The 16,109-nt window shown below is 66.5% G+C and carries 19 protein-coding genes; 12 read left to right on the plus strand and 7 right to left on the minus strand.

Annotation, left to right across the window (positions count from 1 at the left end; genetic code table 11):
• The 4 genes from purB to rarD form a co-directional block, all read left to right on the plus strand.
• Positions 1-1,280 (plus strand): adenylosuccinate lyase (gene purB / locus TSH64_RS34710; protein WP_109453351.1); only part of this gene is annotated, 1,280 nt, incomplete at its 5' end.
• Positions 1,281-1,442: 162 nt separating this feature from the next.
• The gene (locus TSH64_RS34715) at positions 1,443-1,682 is read left to right on the plus strand and encodes a BolA family transcriptional regulator (RefSeq protein ID WP_012973287.1); all 240 of its coding nucleotides are present in this window, start codon (positions 1,443-1,445) and stop codon (positions 1,680-1,682) included.
• Positions 1,683-1,769: 87 nt separating this feature from the next.
• Entirely contained in the window at positions 1,770-2,105 is a 336-nt protein-coding gene (grxD, locus tag TSH64_RS34720; RefSeq protein WP_085088255.1) for a Grx4 family monothiol glutaredoxin, read from the plus strand.
• A gap of 191 nt (positions 2,106-2,296) precedes the next feature.
• The gene (rarD, locus tag TSH64_RS34725) at positions 2,297-3,223 is read left to right on the plus strand and encodes an EamA family transporter RarD (RefSeq protein ID WP_109452071.1); all 927 of its coding nucleotides are present in this window, start codon (positions 2,297-2,299) and stop codon (positions 3,221-3,223) included.
• A gap of 3 nt (positions 3,224-3,226) precedes the next feature.
• On the opposite strand, the gene TSH64_RS34730 is transcribed toward rarD, so the two are convergent.
• Positions 3,227-3,889 carry a TetR/AcrR family transcriptional regulator gene (locus tag TSH64_RS34730; RefSeq protein ID WP_109452073.1) on the minus strand — a complete coding sequence of 221 codons (663 nt, stop codon included), beginning with the start codon at positions 3,887-3,889 and terminating at the stop codon, positions 3,227-3,229.
• A 195-nt stretch (positions 3,890-4,084) separates the two neighbouring features.
• On the opposite strand from TSH64_RS34730, the gene TSH64_RS34735 reads away from it, so the two are divergent.
• The gene (locus TSH64_RS34735) at positions 4,085-5,215 is read left to right on the plus strand and encodes an alkene reductase (protein ID WP_109452075.1); all 1,131 of its coding nucleotides are present in this window, start codon (positions 4,085-4,087) and stop codon (positions 5,213-5,215) included.
• A 164-nt stretch (positions 5,216-5,379) separates the two neighbouring features.
• Here the strand turns inward: TSH64_RS34735 and TSH64_RS34740 are convergent, their stop codons facing one another.
• Positions 5,380-5,892 (minus strand): hypothetical protein, encoded by a 513-nt coding sequence (locus tag TSH64_RS34740; protein ID WP_109452077.1) that lies wholly within the window; start codon positions 5,890-5,892, stop codon positions 5,380-5,382.
• Between the two features lie 311 nt (positions 5,893-6,203).
• On the opposite strand from TSH64_RS34740, the gene TSH64_RS34745 reads away from it, so the two are divergent.
• The 6 genes from TSH64_RS34745 (at position 6,204) to TSH64_RS34770 (ending at position 11,278) form a co-directional block, all read left to right on the plus strand.
• Complete coding sequence (locus TSH64_RS34745) at positions 6,204-6,599, plus strand: iron-sulfur cluster assembly accessory protein (protein WP_109452079.1); 396 nt, start codon at positions 6,204-6,206, stop codon at positions 6,597-6,599.
• Between the two features lie 58 nt (positions 6,600-6,657).
• Positions 6,658-7,581, plus strand: coding sequence for a Fe-S cluster assembly protein NifU (gene nifU / locus TSH64_RS34750; RefSeq protein WP_109452081.1), 924 nt, complete (start codon positions 6,658-6,660; stop codon positions 7,579-7,581).
• Between the two features lie 15 nt (positions 7,582-7,596).
• On the plus strand, positions 7,597-8,826 hold the full coding sequence (gene nifS / locus TSH64_RS34755) for a cysteine desulfurase NifS (RefSeq protein WP_109452083.1): 1,230 nt from the start codon (positions 7,597-7,599) through the stop codon (positions 8,824-8,826).
• 133 nt (positions 8,827-8,959) lie between these two features.
• The gene (nifV, locus tag TSH64_RS34760; protein ID WP_109452084.1) at positions 8,960-10,081 is read left to right on the plus strand and encodes a homocitrate synthase; all 1,122 of its coding nucleotides are present in this window, start codon (positions 8,960-8,962) and stop codon (positions 10,079-10,081) included.
• A gap of 23 nt (positions 10,082-10,104) precedes the next feature.
• Complete coding sequence (gene cysE / locus TSH64_RS34765; protein ID WP_348770343.1) at positions 10,105-10,929, plus strand: serine O-acetyltransferase; 825 nt, start codon at positions 10,105-10,107, stop codon at positions 10,927-10,929.
• A 13-nt stretch (positions 10,930-10,942) separates the two neighbouring features.
• Positions 10,943-11,278 (plus strand): nitrogenase-stabilizing/protective protein NifW, encoded by a 336-nt coding sequence (locus tag TSH64_RS34770; RefSeq protein ID WP_109452086.1) that lies wholly within the window; start codon positions 10,943-10,945, stop codon positions 11,276-11,278.
• A gap of 54 nt (positions 11,279-11,332) precedes the next feature.
• Here TSH64_RS34770 and TSH64_RS34775 read toward each other — a convergent pair whose 3' ends face one another.
• Positions 11,333-11,635: a hypothetical protein gene (locus tag TSH64_RS34775; protein WP_109051293.1), complete on the minus strand. Its 303-nt coding sequence runs from the start codon at positions 11,633-11,635 to the stop codon at positions 11,333-11,335.
• 284 nt (positions 11,636-11,919) lie between these two features.
• Between TSH64_RS34775 and TSH64_RS34780 the strand changes: the two genes are divergently transcribed.
• Entirely contained in the window at positions 11,920-12,330 is a 411-nt protein-coding gene (locus tag TSH64_RS34780; RefSeq protein ID WP_247873338.1) for a response regulator, read from the plus strand.
• A gap of 103 nt (positions 12,331-12,433) precedes the next feature.
• Here TSH64_RS34780 and TSH64_RS34785 read toward each other — a convergent pair whose 3' ends face one another.
• Genes TSH64_RS34785 through TSH64_RS34800 form a run of 4 tightly spaced genes read right to left on the minus strand, consistent with a single transcriptional unit; the run spans position 12,434 to position 16,010 of the window.
• Entirely contained in the window at positions 12,434-12,727 is a 294-nt protein-coding gene (locus TSH64_RS34785) for a ferredoxin family protein (RefSeq protein WP_109452087.1), read from the minus strand.
• Positions 12,724-14,025 carry an FAD-dependent monooxygenase gene (locus TSH64_RS34790; RefSeq protein WP_109452088.1) on the minus strand — a complete coding sequence of 434 codons (1,302 nt, stop codon included), beginning with the start codon at positions 14,023-14,025 and terminating at the stop codon, positions 12,724-12,726. The genes TSH64_RS34785 and TSH64_RS34790 overlap by 4 nt, the downstream gene beginning before the upstream one ends.
• A gap of 28 nt (positions 14,026-14,053) precedes the next feature.
• Positions 14,054-15,133: an electron transfer flavoprotein subunit alpha/FixB family protein gene (locus tag TSH64_RS34795; protein ID WP_109452089.1), complete on the minus strand. Its 1,080-nt coding sequence runs from the start codon at positions 15,131-15,133 to the stop codon at positions 14,054-14,056.
• A gap of 25 nt (positions 15,134-15,158) precedes the next feature.
• Positions 15,159-16,010, minus strand: coding sequence for an electron transfer flavoprotein subunit beta/FixA family protein (locus TSH64_RS34800; RefSeq protein ID WP_109452091.1), 852 nt, complete (start codon positions 16,008-16,010; stop codon positions 15,159-15,161).
• Positions 16,011-16,109 lie beyond the last annotated feature (99 nt).

A 16,109-nucleotide genomic window follows, 5' to 3' on the forward strand; every position in this document is an offset into this window, starting at 1 on the left:
CCCGCCCCGAAATGGCCCGCATCTGGGAGCCGGAGAACCGCTTCCGCATCTGGTTCGAGATCGAGGCGCACGCCTGCGACGCGCAGGCCGAGCTGGGCGTGATCCCGAAGGAGGCCGCCAAGGCGGTGTGGGAGCGCGGCAAGTGGGAGATCGACCGCATCGACGAGATCGAGCGCGAGACCCGGCACGACGTCATCGCCTTCCTGACCAACCTCGCCGAATATGTCGGTCCGGAAGCCCGCTTCGTCCACCAGGGCATGACCTCGTCGGACGTGCTGGACACCTGCCTCGCCGTCCAGCTGACCCAGGCCGCCGACCTGCTGCTGGCCGACATGGACGCCCTGCTGGCCGCGCTGAAGCGCCGGGCCTATGAGCATAAGAACACCGTCACCATCGGCCGCAGCCACGGCATCCATGCCGAGCCGACGACCTTCGGCCTGAAGCTAGCCGGCCATTACGCCGCCTTCGCCCGTGGGCGCGAGCGTCTGGTCCAGGCGCGCCAGGACATCGCCACCTGCGCCATCTCCGGCGCCGTCGGCACCTTCGCCAACATCGATCCGCGGGTGGAGGAGCATGTCGCCGCCAAGCTCGGCCTGTCGGTGGAGCCGGTGTCGACCCAGGTCATCCCGCGCGACCGCCACGCCTTCTTCTTCTCCGTGCTGGGCGTGATCGCGTCGAGCGTCGAGAATCTGGCCACGGAAATCCGCCACCTGCAGCGCACCGAGGTGCGCGAGGCGGAGGAGTATTTCCACCCCGGCCAGAAGGGCTCGTCGGCGATGCCGCACAAGCGCAACCCGGTGCTGTCGGAGAACCTGACCGGCCTGGCCCGCATCGTGCGCGCCGCCGTCGTCCCGGCACTGGAGAACGTCGCGCTGTGGCACGAGCGCGACATCTCCCACAGCTCGGTCGAGCGGATGATCGGCCCCGACGCCACCGTCACGCTGGACTTCGCCCTGGTGCGCCTGACCGGCATGATGGAAAAGCTGGTGGTCTATCCGGAGCGCATGCAGAAGAACCTGGACGACCTGGGCGGGCTGGTCTTCTCGCAGCGCGTCCTACTGGCCCTGACCCAGGCCGGCATGAGCCGCGAGGACAGCTACAAGGCGGTGCAGCGCAACGCCATGCAGGTGTGGGAGAAGGGCGGCAACTATCTGGACCTGCTGTCGAACGACGCCGACATCGCCAAGCACATCGGCCGCGACAAGCTGGAGCCGATGTTCGACATGACCTACCACACCAAGCATGTCGACACGGTGTTCAAGCGCGTGTTCGGCGAGTAACAGGCGTCTCCTATTGAATGAGGGGCGTCCGGGCCGTTACGGCGTCTTCCGCAGGGCGGCAAAGACTTGCCGGTGGATGACAAACGGCCCGGCCGCACCTACTCTATCTCGATAAGCGTGTGCCCGGGCGGGGCAATCCTGAACAGAGCGAGGACCAGACCCATGGCGATGGAAGCCGCCACGATCGAAAAGCTCATCAAGGAAGGCATCCCGGACGCGGTCGTGGAGATCGCGGACCTGCGCGGCGACGGCGACCACTATGCCGCACTCGTCACCTCCGCCGCCTTCAAGGGCAAGAGCCGGGTGCAGCAGCACCAGATGGTCTACGCATCCCTCCAGGGAAAGATGGGCGGCGAACTGCACGCCCTGGCGCTGACCACCGCGGTGCCGGAAGGCGCCTGACGCAAGGCTGCCGGAAGGCGCCTGATCAAAGTTGCAACGGACAAGGCCCCGGCGCCGCCGGGCCTTAATCGGAAGGGTTATCAGGTCATGGTCGATCAGAACGTCGTCGAGCGCATCGAGCAGGACATCAAGAACAACGATGTCGTGCTGTACATGAAGGGGACCCCGGTGTTCCCGCAGTGCGGCTTCTCCGCCGCCGTCGTCCAGGTGCTCAGCCACACCGGCGTCAAGTTCAAGGGCGTCAACATCCTGGAGGACCCGGGCCTGCGCCAGGGCCTGAAGGAATACTCGAACTGGCCGACCTTCCCGCAGCTCTACGTCAAGGGCGAGCTGGTCGGCGGCTGCGACATCGTCCGCGAGATGTACGAGTCGGGCGAGTTGCAGACCCTGATGGCCGACAAGGGCGTCGCCACCGCCGCCTGACCGCATCGCCGGTCCGGTGAGAAACGGAAAAGCCCCGCTCCGGCGGGGCTTTTTCATGCCCGGCACCTTTTCCATGCCGGGCATTTTCGATACCCGACGCCAGGATGACGTGTAGCGATGCCGGCCGCGCAGCCCGGCCATGCCCGGCGGCCCGCTGCCGGATTGCCCAAACAATGTGCTAAACGGACGGTATGGCTCAGACCCCGCCGCCCGCCAAGGCCCCGACCTCCACAACCGCCGCGTTCGTCGCGGCGCTTGCCTCCTACCTGATCTGGGGGCTGGTCAACCCCGTCTTCTTCAAATCCCTGGGCGATGTCGGCGCGGTGGAGATCGTCGCCCACCGCGTGGTGTGGACCGTGGTGCTGGTCGGCATCGGCGTGCTGGCGACCCGCGGGCCGGCGGCCGTCGTCGCCGCGGTCGGCAACTGGCGCCGGCTGGGCATCCTGGTGGTCACCACCCTGCTGGTCACCGTCAACTGGACCGTCTTCATCTGGGCGGTGGTGAACAGCCGGCTGGTCGAAGCCAGCCTGGGATACTTCATCAACCCGCTGGTCAATGTGCTGCTGGGTGTGCTGTTCCTGAACGAACGGCTCAGCCGCGGCCGGATGCTGGCGGTCGCCATCGCCGCGGCCGGCGTCGGCAGCCTCGTCGTCAGCTATGGCGCCGTGCCCTGGGTCGCGCTGTCGCTGGCACTGTCCTTCGGCTTCTACGCCCTGGTGCGCAAGAAGGCGGCGATCGATCCGGTGATCGGACTGCTGGTGGAAACCGCCCTGCTGCTGCCGGCGGCGCTGGGTTATCTGCTGTGGCTGGGCAGCGACGGCGCCTTCGGCCATGGCTGGGGGGAAAGCACCCTGCTGGTGCTGGCCGGACCGATGACGGCTGTGCCGCTGGTGCTGTTCATGATCGGCGCGAGCCGGCTGACCATGACCACCCTGGGTCTGCTGCAATATGTCGGGCCGACCGGGCAGTTGCTGCTGGGCGTGCTGGTCTATGGCGAGGCCTTCACCCACAGCCACGCCATCACCTTCGCCTGCATCTGGGTGGCCCTCGCCGTCTTCACCGCCGACGCGGTGCACAGCCACCGCGCCACCACCCGCGCCGCGGCAGCTGCGGAGTAGGGGTCAGCGCGGCGTCAGGCCATGGGCGATGGTGTGGGCCAGCGTGCCGACCATCGCGCAGATGCCGGCATCGTCGCGGCCGAACACCACCTGATCGAGAAAGCCCAGCCCGAAGCTGAGCGTCGCGATGCCGGCCGCCACATTGGCGAGGTCGGCGTCGGCGGCGATGGCGCCGCGGTCGCGATAGCCCTCCAGCCGCTTCAGCAGGCAGGGGATGCGGCTCTCCGACAGGGTGCGCGCCATCTCGTCCGCCACCGCCTGATCGACCAGGGCGCGGGCCAGCACGACGCGGGTGAAGTCGCGGCATTTCCAGCTGTGCTTCAAATGGGCATGCAGGAAGCGGGCGAGATCGGTTTCCAGATCGTCGTCCGGCGGCGGCAGGTCGCAGCCACCGGACTCCTCGCGCCAATAGCGCTCGACCACCGCCAGCAGCAGCCCGCTCTTTCCTGAGAAATAGCGCTGGATCAGCTGTTCGTTCACCCCGGCCCGCCCGGCGATCTCCCGGGTCGTCGCCGCGTCGAAGCCGCGCTCGGCAAACACCACCTTGGCGGCGTCGAGCAGCGCGCTTTCCGTCGCGGCACGGTCACGCTTGCGCGCGCCGCCCTCGCAGGCGCCCTCGGTGCCGTTTCCGGGGCAACAGCCGTCGGCTTCAGTGCTTGCGTCCAAGACCCGTCCCTCTCCAGTCCGCCCCGCCGCCGTCATGACGGGCCGCTTCACGATAGGCAGCGTCATGTCGGACGGCTTCATAATAAGTATGCAGATACATACTTGACAAGCGGCAGGCGTCGGTTCAAGTATGTACTCACATACATACAAGCCCTCACCCCAAAAGCCTATTGCCCAACAGGGGGTATTCCCGCCATGCCGCACAGCAACGACACGCACAGCACCGCCACTCCGGATCTGTTCACCCCGCTGCGTCTCGGCGCGATCGAACTGCCGAACCGCGTCGTCATGGCGCCGATGACCCGCAGCCGCGCCGGCGACGGCAACTGCCCGACCGCGCTGACCGCCGAATATTATGCGCAGCGCGCATCCGCCGGCCTGATCATCACCGAGGCGACGCAGGTCTGCGACACCGCCCAGGGTTATCCCAACACGCCGGGCATCCACACCGACGCCCAGACCCTGGCATGGCGCGCGGTCGCCGACGCGGTGCACACGGCCGGTGGGCGGATCGTCACCCAGCTCTGGCATGTCGGCCGCATTTCCCACCCGCGCTTCCAGCCCAAAGGCGCCGCCCCGGTCGCCCCGTCGGCCATCGCGGCGAAGGGCCAGCTCTACACCGGCGCCGGCATGGAACCCTTCCCGGTTCCGCGCGCCCTTGAAACCGCCGAAATCCCTGCCTTGGTCCGTCATTTCGCCGACGCCGCCAAGCGCGCCGTCTTCGATGCCGGCCTGGACGGCGTCGAGATCCACGCGGCCAACGGCTATCTGATCGACCAGTTCCTGCGCGACAGCACCAACACCCGCACCGACCGGTATGGCGGGACGGTGGAGAACCGCTGCCGCTTCCTGCTGGAGATCCTGGAGGCGACGGCCCATGCCGTCGGCGCCGACCGCATCGGCGTCCGCCTGTCGCCGACCGGCGTGTTCAACGACATGAAGGACAGCGACCCGCTGCCGCATTTCCTGGCGATCACCAAGGCGCTGAACCCCTTCAACCTCGCCTATCTGCATGTGATCGAGGGCAAGCCCGGCCACCACATGGCCCCGCCGGAGGGCGCGCCGCACGTGGCGTCCACCCTGCGCGCCGCCTACAAGGGTCCGTTCATCCTGAATGGCGGCTACAGCCGCGGTGACGCCGACGCGGCGCTCGCCAACGGCGAGGCCGATGCGGTCAGCTTCGGCGAGGCCTTCATCTCCAACCCGGACCTGCCCGTGCGCCTGCGTGCCGGCGCCTCGCTGGCCGAGCCGGACCGGACCACCTATTACGGCGGCGATGCCAAGGGTTACACCGATTACCCGGCGCTGGAATCAGTCGCCGCCTGACGAGTTTGCGGTCCCAAATTCCCCGAATGGGGCCGCAATTCCTCTCGACGTGAGAGAGCGCGTCGTGAGCGCGTCGTGAGACGCAAATCCCCCCTGCCCCCGGCCCGGTTCCCCCCTGGGCCGGGGGCTTTTTTTGGGGGGACTGCCTTATCTGGCCGGGTCGCTCACGCCGCCCCGCCCTCTCCGTCCAACCCGCGGGCAAGTGCCGCGATGGTGCCGTAGCCGACCTGATCGGCCGGGTCGATCTCCGCCATCTTGGCGAGGATCGCCAACGCCTTGTCGCGGTTGTGGCGGCGCAGTTCGATGAAGGCCAGCGCCTTCATGGTGAACAGGAAGAAGCGCGCCGGCCCGGCCGCCGTCCAGTCGGTGGAGCCTGCGGTCAACCGCGACCAGTCGGCGGGAAAGCCGCCCTGGAGAGCCGCGGCATCCAGCCCGATGCGGGCCACCCGCTCCGCCTCCCCCAGCTTCTTGCGGTTGAAGTAGAATTTGTAGAGCGCGTAGAAGACCGGCAGCACCCGCGGTCCCTTGCGGTGGGCCTCCCACAGCAGCGCCTCGCAGGCCTCGGGCACGTCGCGGGCCTTCACCGCCTCCTGCAAAAGCTCGTCGATCTGTTCGGGCACGTCGCCGAAGGCCATGCGGCCGTTCGACATCCGGAGTTCGATCGGTTCGTCGCTCATCGCTTCCCTCGCCTGTGTTTTCCGCTGCTGCAATCAACCATCCGACGCACCGACGACGCCCCCATGGTACGCGCGGGGACGCCGGGAAAGACCACATTATTTTTGTGCGGCGAAGTGTCGCGGCTGTCGCGAATCCGACACGCACCAAACCCGACAAAACCGTTTGTAGGCGAAACATTGTCGGACTTTCGCCACGCCTGCCTGACCTGACAATCCTGTTGTTTCAATGACTTGATAGATTGGCACACCGCTTGCTTTTAACCTCGTCAGATTGGCCGGCACCCCGGCAACGCGGCTTGAGGAGGCGGGACATGGTGACTCTGACGGATGCGGCGGTCTCCACCCTGGAACAGGTCCTGGCGAAGTCCGGCGGTGCTGCCGCCGGCTTGCGGATCGCGGTGACCGACGGCGGCTGCGCCGGCCTGAAATACCAGATGGGCCTGGAGGCGGCGGCGGGCGACGACGACACGGTGCTCAGCTTCGGCCCCGTCACCATCTTCGTCGACGCCAACAGCCAGCCCTTCCTGTCGGGCGTGGTGGTCGATTTCGTCGAGGGCATCGAAGGCTCGGGCTTCAAGTTCGACAACCCGAACGCGACGAGCAGCTGCGGCTGCGGCAAGTCCTTCTCGGCCGGCGACGGCGGCGGGGGCTCCTGCTCGACGTCGTCGTCGAGCTGCGGATCGTCAGCCCCCTACTCGACCCACTGATCCCGCTTTCAGATAGCTCTTCCCCTAGGCGCGCACCCCACGGAAAGGCAGCAGCGACATGTGGAACTACACCGACAAGGTCAAGGAACACTTCTTCAACCCGAAGAACTCCGGTGTCCTGGACAGCGCCAACGCGGTCGGCGAGGTCGGCTCCATCACCTGCGGCGACGCGTTGCGTCTGATGCTGAAGGTCGATCCCGACACCCAGGTCATCCTGGACGCCAAGTTCCAGACCTTCGGCTGCGGCTCGGCCATCGCCTCCTCCTCGGCGCTGACCGAGATGATCATCGGCAAGACGGTGGACGAGGCGCTGACGCTGACCAACCGCGACATCGCCGAGTATCTGGGCGGCCTGCCGCCGGAGAAGATGCACTGCTCGGTCATGGGTGCGGAGGCCCTGCGTGCCGCCATCGCCAACTACAAGGGCGAGGAGTGGGTCGACGACCACGAGGAAGGCGAGCTGATCTGCAAGTGCTTCGGGGTCGACGCCGCGATGATCGAGCGCGCGGTGACCGTCAACGGCCTGACCTCGCTGGAGGAAGTCACCCACTACACCAAGGCCGGCGGCTCCTGCCAGACCTGCCACGAGAAGATTGAGGAGGTGCTGGAAGCGGTGATGGCCAAGACCGGCGCGCTGAAACCCGCCGCGAAGCACACCCCCGGCACCGTCGGCCTCGACGCCATCAAGCCGCTGCCGGCCAAGCCGGAACCGGCCGCCGCGCCCAAGCTGACCAACGTGCAGCGCATGCAGGCCATCATGTCCGCCATCGAGGAGATGCGCCCGCAGATCCAGCGCGACGGCGGTGACGTGGAGCTGGTCGACATCGACGGCAAGGACATCTACGTGCGGCTGACCGGCGCCTGCTCCGGCTGTTCGCAGTCGGCCGGCACCATGATGGGCGTGCAGATGAAGCTGGTCGAGGCGCTCGGCGAGTTCGTCCGCGTCAAGCCGGCGTCCCTCATGCCGGCCCATGCGGGCTAAGGGGAGGAACCGGCGATGACGATCCCGAACACGACCATTCCCAACCGGGGCATCTATCTCGACAACAACGCCACCACCCGCGTCGACCCCGACGTGCTGGCGGAAATGCTGCCGCTCTTCACCGAGCATTTCGGCAACCCGTCCTCGATGCACGCCTTCGGCGCGGCAGTCGGCGGCAAGATCGAATGGGCGCGCAAGCAGGTGCAGGCTCTGCTGGGCGCTGCGCATGACAGCGAGATCGTCTTCACCTCGGGTGGGACGGAAAGCGACAACACCGCGATCCTGTCGATCATCGAGGCCTATCCGAAGAAGCGCGAGATCGTCACCAGCGTGGTCGAGCACCCCGCCGTGCTGGCGCTCTGCGACTATCTGGAGAAGAAGCGCGACTACAAGATCCACCGCATCCCGGTGGACGGCAAGGGCAACCTCGACATCGACGCTTACCGGGCGGCGCTGTCGGATCAGGTCGCCATCGTGTCGATCATGTGGGCCAACAACGAGACCGGGACGATCTTCCCGATCGAGGAACTGGCGCAAATGGCCAAGGCGGTCGGCGCCGTCTTCCACACCGACGCCGTCCAGGCGGTCGGCAAGATCCCGATGAAGCTCGCCGACAGCGCCGTCGACATGCTTTCGCTGTCCGGCCACAAGCTGCACGCCCCCAAGGGCATCGGTGCGCTGTACGTCAAGCGCGGCCTGCGCTTCCGTCCGATGCTGCGCGGCGGCCACCAGGAACGCTCGCGCCGCGCCGGCACCGAGAACGCGCCGGCCATCGTCGGCCTGGGCGCCGCCGCCCACCTCGCCCTCAGCCACATGGGCGAGGAGAACACGCGGGTGAAGGCGCAGCGCGACCGGCTGGAACAGGCGATCCTGGCCGCCGTGCCGGCCTGCTTCGTCACCGGCAACCCGGACCACCGGCTGCCCAACACCTGCAACATCGCCTTCGAGTTCATCGAGGGCGAGGCCATCCTGCTGCTGCTGAACGAGCAGGGCATCGCCGCGTCCTCCGGATCGGCCTGCACCTCGGGGTCGCTGGAGCCGAGCCACGTGATGCGTGCCATGGGCGTGCCCTACACGGCGGCGCACGGCGCCACCCGCTTCTCGCTGTCGCGCGACACCACCGACGCCGAGATCGACCACGTCATCGCCGTGGTGCCGGGCATCATCGCCAAGCTGCGCAGCCTGTCGCCCTACTGGCAGCAGGAAGCCGGCAAGCCCAAAGAGTTCGCACCCGTTTACTCGTAACACCGGAATCGCAGGCCGGGTCGGTGGCCCGTCCCGGCACCCCGCCCGACGACACCCCGTCGGGGCGGGTCCCCGGCCCGGCCTGCGACATTTATCAACGGGGACAGCCGGTCCCCGCGCGCGAGGTGCCCCCATGCCCACCACCTTCGCCACAATCAACGACACCACGCTGCGCGACGGCGAGCAGACCGCCGGCGTCGCCTTCACGCTCGATGAGAAGATCGCCATCGCCAAGGCACTCGACGCCGCCGGCGTGCCGGAGCAGGAAATCGGCATCCCGGCCATGGGCGAGGAGGAGCGCGAGGGCATCCGCGCCGTGGCGTCGCTGGGGCTGAAAGGCCGGCTGATGGTGTGGTGCCGGATGCATGACGCCGACCTGAAGGCGGCGCTGTCCTGCAATGTCGGCTTCGTCAACCTGTCGATGCCGGTGTCGGACATCCACATCACCAGGAAGCTGAAACGGAGCCGCGCCTGGGCGCTGGCCGAGATCGAGCGCCAAGTGAAGCAGGCGCGCGACCATGGGCTGGAGGTCAGCGTCGGAGGCGAGGATTCGTCACGCGCCGACATGGATTTCCTGATCGCCGCCGCCACGGTGGCGCAGGAAGCCGGCGCCCGCCGTTTCCGCTTCGCCGACACGCTCGGCGTGCTCGATCCCTTCCAGACGCGCGCCTGCATCGAGCGGCTGCGCCGCGCCACCGACCTGGAGATCGAGATCCACGCCCATGACGATTTGGGCCTCGCCAACGCCAATTCGCTGGCCGCGGTGCTGGGCGGCGCCACCCACGTCAACACCACGGTGAACGGGCTGGGCGAGCGCGCCGGCAATGCCCCGCTGGAGGAGGTGGTGGTGTCGCTGAAGCACCTCTACCACATCGACACCGGCGTCGAGACGCGCTCGCTCGGCACCATCAGCGATCTGGTGGAGCGGGCGTCCAACCGGCCGGTGGCGGTCAACAAGTCGATCGTCGGCGCCGCCGTCTTCACCCACGAGGCCGGCATCCATGTCGACGGGCTGCTGCGCGACCGCAGCACCTACCAGAATTTCGACCCGGCCGAGGTCGGGCGTGAACACCGCATCGTGCTTGGCAAGCATTCCGGCACCGCAGCGGTGAAGCTGGCCTATGAGGGGCTCGGCATCGCCTGCGACGACGCCGCCGCACAGGCGGTGCTGCCGCGCGTCCGCGCGCTGGCCACCCGCGCCAAGCGGCCGCCGACTCCCGAGGAACTGCACGCCTTTCTGGAGGCGGCGACATGACGAAGGCCAGAACTCCTCCGGGAATCGTCGCCCTGCTGCGCGAGGACGTCGCCTGCGTGTTCGACCGCGACCCGGCGGCGCGCAACGTCCTCGACGTGCTGACCTGCTATCCCGGCATCCATGCGCTGGTGATCCACCGCGTCGCCAACGCAGCCTGGCAGCGGGGGCTGCGCTGGCCGGCGCGTTTCCTGTCCTATGTCGCCCGCGCGGTGACCAACATCGACATCCATCCCGGCGCCCGCATCGGCCGCCGCTTCTTCATCGACCATGGCGCCGGGGTGGTGATCGGCGAGACGGCGGAGATCGGCGACGACGTGACTCTCTACCACGGCGTGACGCTGGGCGGCACGTCCTGGACCAAGGGCAAGCGGCACCCGACGCTGATGGACGGCGTGCTGGTTGGTGCCGGCGCCAAGATCCTGGGACCGATCACCGTCGGCGCCGGCGCGCGGGTCGGCGCCAATTCGGTGGTGACCAAGCCGGTGCCGCCGGGCATGACCGTGGTCGGCATCCCCGGCCGGGTGGTGCGGCCGGAAGCACACCGCCAGTTGTCCGACCCCCACCTTTCCAATCACGGCATCGATCTGGAACATCATCTGATGCCCGATCCGGTCGGCAAGGCCATCGCCTGCCTGATCGACCACATAAACCGCATCGAAGCCCGGCTCGAGGCCCACACCGCAGCGGAAACGTCACAGTTTCCTGCTAAAAGCATCCGCCTGTCGGAATTTCGCCTGAACGACATACACAGCGATATACGCTTGGACGGTGTGGCCTGCAGTTCCTGCGGCAACATCTGCGACCAGGAGGGGTGCGCCCCCTCGCCTTCCACCCAGCAGCACGCGTGAGGAGCCTTCGACGATGAGCGATTTCACCGACGACCTCGACGATCTGGAGACCGCGGAAGACTTCCTGCGCTTCTTCCACGTCACCTACGACCAGCGTGTTGTGAACGTGAACCGGCTGCACATCCTGCAGCGCTTCCACGATTACCTGTCCGACGACATCGGCATGGAAGGGCTGGACGACGACGGCACGGCGGCGCGCTACCGTTTCCACCTGGAACGTGCGTACCAGGATTTCGTCGTCTCCAACGCTATCGCGGAAAAGACCTTCAAGGTCCACAAGGAAGAGGCGCGCAAGATGGCCGACCGCTTCGTCCCGCTGGACAGCCTGCTGGGCACGCCGGTCGGCTGAACCGCCGGCGCCGTTTTGCGGAGCAAGGGGGCGCCTGCAGCGCCCCCTTTGTCGTCAGTGGATTTTGCTCTCGTTCGGGCTGCCGTCGCGGCGGTAGACATGGACGTGGTAGGCCGCCATCGGATTTTCGTCGAGATAGCGGAGCAGCTCCTGCTCCGTGCGTGGCGTGGCGCCGCGGATCAGCACCTGCCAGGCGGGCTCCATCGTCGCGCGCATGGTCTCACTGTGCGGCAGCATGATGAAGCCGGCCCATTCCGGGTCGAAATCGGCCAGATAGCTCTTGGTGTAGTGCTTCATCATCGCCGCGTCGTTGACGTTGACGCTTTCCATGTTTTCAAAACAGACGCGCAGATCCATCGCCGGTCTCCTCATGCAAAAAGGCCGCAAACCCGCAGATAACCCGTCCGACAGTTTGCAAGGGACGGGTGCAGGCCCGCGATGCTCGCTCGTGAAAACAGCCTTAACAGTCAGATGGTACGCCGCAGGTGTGAAAAACAAGGGTTCGCGGACAGCCCAGCCGACGCTTTTCCACCCTCACCCATGCAAGGGACGCAGGCTGCACCATTGGTCATAACCCCGCCTTTTCAGGTTCGCCGATTGCACGACTCCTGTAAAATCATTGTGACACTCCTTGCACGATCATGATGACCGACCTATCGCCTGCCTCCGACAGTCCTGTCCGCATCCTCATCGTCGAAGACGAAAGCCTCGCCGCCATGGCTTTGGAGGAGGTCCTGGGCATGCTCGGATTCGCCGTCGTCGGGATCGAGGACAATGCGGATGACGCGGTCGCGACGGCGGAGCGGCTGCGTCCGGACATCGTGATGATGGACATCCGCCTGCGGGGGCCGCGCGACGGGATCGAGGCCGCGGCGGCGATCCGCAAGCGGACCGGCATCCGCTGCATCTTCACCTCCGCCTTCGGCGACCCCGAAACCCGCCACCGCGCCGCCGAATGCGATCCTTTCGGCTTTGTCCGCAAGCCCTATTTCCCGGCCGAACTGCAACGGGCGCTGGGGCAGGCGACAGAGGCGTTGCAGAGCCGGGTGTAGAAAAGCGTCGGCGGAAGCCTCCTCCCTTCCGAAAACAGATCGGCCCCCGCGCGTCACCGCGCGGAGGCCAACCGGTTCAGGGGAAAGACAATGGAAGACCGGATCAGCCGAACTTGTAGCTGATGCCGTACCCGCCACGCGGATAATCCCAGGCGATGTTGCCCTTGTCCTGGCAGACGACACGGCAGGTACCGCATTCCAGGCAGCCGTCGGTCACCAGCGTCACGCCGCCGGTTTCGTTCTTGCTGTAGCAGGCCGCCGGGCAGCAGAAGGTGCAAGCCTGCTTTTCGCAGGTCTGGCAGGCCTCCACGCTCTTGATCTGGATGTGCGGCCGGCTTTCGTCGACGATGTAGCGGTTCTGATAGAGCTTCTCTTCGACCTTCACCATCATGGTCATCGCACGGCCCTCACCAGCTTGATTGCGTCACCGACCAGTCCCATCACCGAGCGGCGCTTGATGAAGGACTTCATGATCTGCTTTTCCTTCGACTTCTTGTCGACGCTGTCCACGGTGAACCAATTGTGGGCTGCCGCGGTGATTTCGTCGGGATAGGCGCCGAAGAACTGCTTGTTGCCATGCATGATGCCGGGCAGTTCGCGATACTTCTTCAGATCCTTCATGATGAAGCTGTCATCCAGCTTCTTCTTGTAGGCGGCCAAGTTCGGCGCGCTGAAGCCCTTGCCGGCGGACTTCAGCTCGATCACCGTCTCCGCCGCCATCCGGCCCGACGCCATGGCAAGGTTGGAGCCCTCGCGGTGGGCGGCGTTGTTGAAGTGGGCGGCATCGCCAACGACCATCCAGCCATCGCCATAGAGCTGCGGAATCGCCTTGTAGCCGCCCTCCGGGATCATGTGGGCGGCGTATTCCTTCATCTCCGCCCCTTCGATCAGCGGCTTGATGACGGGATGCTTCTTCAGATCCTCCAGCATCCGGTAAGGCGGGCAATCGCCGTTCTTGAAGTCGGAGATCAGGCAGCCGATGCCGATCGTCAGCGATTCCTTGTTGGTGTAGAGGAAGGCGGTGCCGACCATCCCCTTGGTCACCTTGCCCATGATCTCGATGACGACGCCCTCGTCCTCCTTGATGCCGAAGCGCTGCTGGATCAGCTCCGGATCGATGAAGAGGATTTCCTTGACCGCCAGCGCCACATTCTCCGGTGCCGCTTCGTCCTGCAACCCGGCGCGCTTGGCGAGCAGGGCGTTGACGCCGTCGGCCATGATGACGACGTCGGCGTGAATCTCGCCGCCTTCGCGGTCGGTGCGGACGCCGATGACCTTGCCCGACGCATCGCGGATCAGCTCGGTCACCGTCGTCTCGCAGATCTGGAGACCGCCAACCTTGCGGATCTGCTCGCCCCACCATTTGTCGATGTTAGCGCGGATGATGGTGTAGCGGTTCGGCTTGTCGCTGTTGAAGGCTTCCGAGCGGTAGTTGGTGCCGACGTAATTGTCGTCACCCAGCAGCCAGACGCGCTGTTCGATGATGTGGCGCTCGGTCGGGCAATCGTCCCGGAAGTCCGGAATGATCTTCTCCAGCTCATGGGCGTACATGATGCCGCCCTGGACGTTCTTGGCGCCGGGATACTCGCCGCGCTCGAGCTGGAGCACCTTCAGCCCCTGCTTTGCCAACGTGTAGGTGGCGGCGTTGCCGGACGGGCCGGCACCGATGACGATGGCGTCGAACTTTTCGACCATGTCGACAGGCTCCTTTCTCGTCCGGCGGTCAGCCGGCCATGCGGTTGACGGAGAGGCGGCGGCCGAAGGCATCGGTCAGCGCCGGCAGGATCTTCAGCGCGTCGCCGACCAGCCCGAGATGGGCGAAGTCGAAGATCGTCGCGTTCGGATCGGTGTTGATCGCCAGGATCAGGTCCGACTTCTCCATGCCGACCCGATGCTGGATGGCGCCGGAAATGCCGGCGGCGATGTAGAGCTTGGGCCGCACCGTCTTGCCGGTCTGCCCGACCTGACGGTCGTTGGTCGCCCAGCCGGCCTGGACCAGCGGGCGGGTCACTCCGACCTCGGCGCCCAGAATCTTGGCGAGATCGAAGACCAGCTTCATGTTCTCGACCTTGCCCAAACCCTTGCCGGCCGACACGATAATGTCGGCAAAGGCCAGCTGCGCCTCGTTCTGCTCGCGGTCGGCGATGAAGTTCAGGACCTTGGTGACGATGTCCTCTTCGCGCAGGTCCGGCTGGATTTCGATGACGCGGCCGATGCGGGCGTCGTCGCGCTCCGGCATCGCCATCACGCGCGGGCGCACCGTCGCCATCTGCGGCCGGTAGGCCAGCGTCTGGATGGTGCAGAGCAGCGTGCCGCCGAAGGTCGGCCGGGTGGCGGCCAGCGAGCGGTTGTCGGCGTAGATGTCCAGCTCGGTGCAGTCGGCGGTCAGCCCGGTCGCCAGCGTGGTGGCGATGGCGCCGGCCAGATCGCGGCCCAGCGTGGTGGCGCCCAACAGCACGATTTCCGGCTTATGGGTGTTCACCACGTCGGTCATGACGCGGCAATAGGGATCGGTGCGGTAATCGGCCAGTGCCGGATCGGTCACCTTGTAGACGATGTCGGCGCCATAGCCGATGGCGTCGCCGCAGATGCGGTTCAGGTCGGGGCTTTCGGCACCCAGCACCACGGCACCGACCTCCACCCCCAGCTTGTCGGCCAGCTTGCGGGCTTCGCCCAGCAGCTCCAGCGACACGGAGTGGACGATGCCGCGCTCCTGTTCGACGATCACCCAGACGTTCTTGTAAATTTTCAGGTGTTCGGGAAGCTGGAACTTGCGGCCCTGGGGCTTGCTCGGTTCGCTCATCGTCGGGTCTCCCGCGGGTAAATCGTCAGAGCCCGGCCGCGGCGCGGGCGAGCAGGTCGCCGGCCAACTTGGGCTGGGCAGCGAAGATGGCGTCGATGGCGGCGGCGGCCATCGCGTCGGGGGTGTCGGCGTCGGCCACGATCATCTTCGCCTTCTCCGCCCGCGGCTTCGGCACGAACACCTTCGACACCACGGTCGGCGAGCCCTTCAGCCCGACGCGGCCTTCCTCGGCTCCGGTGAAATCGCGGCTCCAGGTCTTCAGCTCGTAGCGGGCGGCGCGGAACAGATCGTCCATCTTGCCGAAGCGGATGGTGTTGGTGCCCTCCAGCATGGTGATCATGCAGGGGAGCTTCGTCTTCAGCACCTGCACGCCGCCTTCGGAGCGGCGCTGCACCACGATCTCCTTCGAGGCGGTGTTCAGATCCTCGATCCTGGTGATGTAGGTCAGCTGCTCGAAGCCGAGGCGGGTGGCGATGCCGGGGCCGACCTGGGCGGTGTCGCCGTCCACCGTCTGCTTGCCGCAGAAGACGATGTCGACCGGGTCCTCCTCGGACAGCTTCTGGATGGCCGAGGTCAGGGCGTAGGAGGTCGCCAGCGTATCGGAGCCGGCGAACTTGCGGTCGGTCAGCAACACTGCGTCGTCGGCTCCCAGCGACAGCGCCTTGCGCAGCGAGGTCTCCGCCATCGGCGGCCCCATGGTCAGCACGGTGACGCGGGCGCCCACCTTGTCCTTCAGCCGCAGCGCCTCTTCCAGCGAGAACAGGTCGAAGGGGTTGATGATGGCGGGCACGCCCTGCCGCATGATGGTGTTGGTGACGGGATGGATGCGGATCTGGGCGCTGTCGGGCACCTGTTTGATACAGACGACGATGTGCATCCCGTTCTCCTTGGCTTCCGCTCTCGCTGTGGCGCGCATGTGGGTTTGGGGCCGGCACCGGGCCGGGATACACCCCAGACAGCAAGCAGCGTGCCAGCC

Origin of the sequence: Azospirillum sp. TSH64 (genome assembly GCF_003116035.1) — a bacterium.
Lineage (GTDB): Bacteria > Pseudomonadota > Alphaproteobacteria > Azospirillales > Azospirillaceae > Azospirillum.

Coding starts and splice junctions, on each gene's coding strand:
- TSH64_RS34715 (WP_012973287.1), top strand. CDS start 1,443: ATGGCGATGGAAGCCGCCACGATCGAAAAGCTCATCAAGGAAGGCATC.
- grxD (WP_085088255.1), top strand. CDS start 1,770: ATGGTCGATCAGAACGTCGTCGAGCGCATCGAGCAGGACATCAAGAAC.
- rarD (WP_109452071.1), top strand. CDS start 2,297: ATGGCTCAGACCCCGCCGCCCGCCAAGGCCCCGACCTCCACAACCGCC.
- TSH64_RS34735 (WP_109452075.1), top strand. CDS start 4,085: ATGCCGCACAGCAACGACACGCACAGCACCGCCACTCCGGATCTGTTC.
- TSH64_RS34740 (WP_109452077.1), bottom strand. CDS start 5,892: ATGAGCGACGAACCGATCGAACTCCGGATGTCGAACGGCCGCATGGCC.
- TSH64_RS34745 (WP_109452079.1), top strand. CDS start 6,204: ATGGTGACTCTGACGGATGCGGCGGTCTCCACCCTGGAACAGGTCCTG.
- nifU (WP_109452081.1), top strand. CDS start 6,658: ATGTGGAACTACACCGACAAGGTCAAGGAACACTTCTTCAACCCGAAG.
- nifS (WP_109452083.1), top strand. CDS start 7,597: ATGACGATCCCGAACACGACCATTCCCAACCGGGGCATCTATCTCGAC.
- nifV (WP_109452084.1), top strand. CDS start 8,960: ATGCCCACCACCTTCGCCACAATCAACGACACCACGCTGCGCGACGGC.
- TSH64_RS34770 (WP_109452086.1), top strand. CDS start 10,943: ATGAGCGATTTCACCGACGACCTCGACGATCTGGAGACCGCGGAAGAC.
- TSH64_RS34775 (WP_109051293.1), bottom strand. CDS start 11,635: ATGGATCTGCGCGTCTGTTTTGAAAACATGGAAAGCGTCAACGTCAAC.
- TSH64_RS34780 (WP_247873338.1), top strand. CDS start 11,920: ATGATGACCGACCTATCGCCTGCCTCCGACAGTCCTGTCCGCATCCTC.
- TSH64_RS34785 (WP_109452087.1), bottom strand. CDS start 12,727: ATGACCATGATGGTGAAGGTCGAAGAGAAGCTCTATCAGAACCGCTAC.
- TSH64_RS34790 (WP_109452088.1), bottom strand. CDS start 14,025: ATGGTCGAAAAGTTCGACGCCATCGTCATCGGTGCCGGCCCGTCCGGC.
- TSH64_RS34795 (WP_109452089.1), bottom strand. CDS start 15,133: ATGAGCGAACCGAGCAAGCCCCAGGGCCGCAAGTTCCAGCTTCCCGAA.
- TSH64_RS34800 (WP_109452091.1), bottom strand. CDS start 16,010: ATGCACATCGTCGTCTGTATCAAACAGGTGCCCGACAGCGCCCAGATC.